Origin of the sequence: Vibrio sp. 10N.222.55.C7 (assembly GCF_041473335.1) — a bacterium.
GTDB lineage: Bacteria > Pseudomonadota > Gammaproteobacteria > Enterobacterales > Vibrionaceae > Vibrio > Vibrio crassostreae_C.
In genome coordinates this window covers 1-1863 of sequence record NZ_JBFRSC010000042.1, presented here as the reverse complement: position 1 = coordinate 1863, position 1863 = coordinate 1, and the positions used below count along the sequence as shown (strand labels likewise).

The 1863-nt window shown below is 40.4% G+C and carries 2 protein-coding genes and 2 pseudogenes; 3 read left to right on the top strand and 1 reads right to left on the bottom strand.

Annotation, left to right across the window (positions count from 1 at the left end):
- The 3 genes and pseudogenes from AB4482_RS15285 to AB4482_RS15275 form a co-directional block, all read left to right on the top strand.
- A pseudogene (locus tag AB4482_RS15285) lies at nt 1-554 on the top strand (alanine/ornithine racemase family PLP-dependent enzyme); the annotation flags it as partial.
- The gene (gspS2, locus tag AB4482_RS15280) at nt 511-876 is read left to right on the top strand and encodes a type II secretion system pilot lipoprotein GspS-beta (RefSeq protein ID WP_016800069.1); all 366 of its coding nucleotides are present in this window, start codon (nt 511-513) and stop codon (nt 874-876) included. The pseudogene AB4482_RS15285 and the gene gspS2, both read left to right, overlap by 44 nt.
- A complete protein-coding gene (locus AB4482_RS15275; protein WP_016800070.1) occupies nt 877-1107 on the top strand; it encodes a hypothetical protein in 231 nt (76 codons plus the stop codon). It abuts the gene before it with no gap.
- Nucleotides 1108-1120: 13 nt separating this feature from the next.
- Here AB4482_RS15275 and AB4482_RS15270 read toward each other — a convergent pair.
- Nucleotides 1121-1480 (bottom strand): annotated as a pseudogene (locus tag AB4482_RS15270) (hypothetical protein); the annotation flags it as partial.
- Between the last annotated feature and the right edge of the window lie 383 nt (nt 1481-1863).

Genomic DNA, 1863 nt, shown 5'->3' with positions numbered 1-1863 from the left:
TCTAGAAATTATTTCAGGGGGTAATTCTGCTTCAGTTAACTGGGCTCTTCAGAGAACAGGCTTAACTCGAGTCAATAACCTTCGTATAGGAGAAGCAATTTTTTTAGGCTGTGAGCCTTTAGAGCACGAAAATATCAAAGGCTTACATACGGATGCGGTTTCTTTGACCGCTGAAGTGATTGAATCCAAGATTAAACCGACTTTGCCTTGGGGAAGTCGGGGGTTAAATGCTTTTGGTGAAAAAGAAAACCTTCAAGATAGAGGGGAGGTATCACAAGCTATTCTGGCATTAGGCCGCCAAGATGTTTGTGTCAGCGGGCTTAAGGCTCCGAATGGGATTAAGATCATGTCTTCAACTAGCGATCACTTTGTCCTTGAATCCTCACAGAAACCACTACTTGTAGGGGAAAAAGTCACATTCAGTTTAGATTACAGTGCGCTCTTATCTTCTATGTCTTCACGTTATATCCATAAATATTTTAAGGCACCTAAAGGGAGAAGAAGCGCATAATGCTACGAACAACAGTAATTTTCTTCGTCAGTGTCATGCTTAACGGTTGTCAGATAAGCCCAATAAAATCTAATGGGCTTGCCGATTATAGAGCGACGGTTATCTCAAGCCAACTGCCACAAGAGTTAGGCTCAATCACACTCGTAAATGCTCAGTCAGAGGGCAATAGTGTCACTCTTATTTTCGTAAAAAAGAAAACTTTGAATATGGACAGCTTAGTAGAAAAAGTCGCCGTTAGTTTTTGTGACAACATCGAAATAAGACCACTATTAGAGAGGGGGGTCTCTTATCGAATCATTACCTTAGGCAAAAATGATAACGTAGAAAGCCTTAACGTCATTTCTCTAGCTAAGTGCTCTAATTGAATGCTCAGCAGTCGAATGGATAAAAGCCAATACGAGTTGTTCAATGTACTAAATGACACTATTTTATTAAGGTTTGACCGCCTTACGCCTTGGGAAAAAAACTTTATCACGGACCTACACCACAAAGCTTTAACTAAGCAGCTCATTTCAACGAAACAAGAACAACTTGTCTTAAAAATTTCAATGAAAGCCTACAAATCAAAGAAGAAAATCGAACATTCCAACTTTTAATTTAAGCCTGTATATACTTAATCGGTTGTTGCTTTCGCATTTGGCTTGGAAAAGAAAATTGCTGGCTGTTGGAAGTCATCAAAATCCATTTCATGAGACTCTGTTGAGTTCTTGTCTTTTTCTCAAATTGAACTTCAAGGTCTGTTTTTCTCTGAATCTGCTTAACACGGCTAAATATCCTATTTTGCGAAGAGACCTCGCAACCCCGGAAGTAGAGAAAATCACTCGATCTTAGTTTGTTATCAAGAATGGCTCAGTTAAGTAACGCAAGCTACATCCAACTACTATCAATCTCTAGTTTGGTTTTGATCCGCCAAATCTCTTCAAGCCGAAAGGAAATGTCGGATAGACGGCACCTGTTACCAGGTGCCACCCTCCTCAGAACCGTGTGCAACTTTCACTGCATACGGCTCAAGCCTCCACAAAGGCACAGTGAAGCACCCAGTAATTAAATCGTTATAGGACTAGAGCGAGACCAAAAGTTGATCGCAACATTAGCTCTTCGTGTTAATTACCTTTGCGATACGCACTTGAAGCTTTAATACCTCGCCAATGAGCACTCAGTAATTGAGAGACCACGGTTCGTTGTAAGAAGATGCACTAATTTCATTCGAAATCATCATTTGCTTTTCTTCTTCAATAAAGTTCTTCAAACTCTTTCGCAACGGGAGACCAGTTAGAAGTCAGCTCGCTTTCGCGCCAGATAAAAATCTGTATCCACTTCATTACAAAGCGGCATTTGCTTTCTCTAACCTC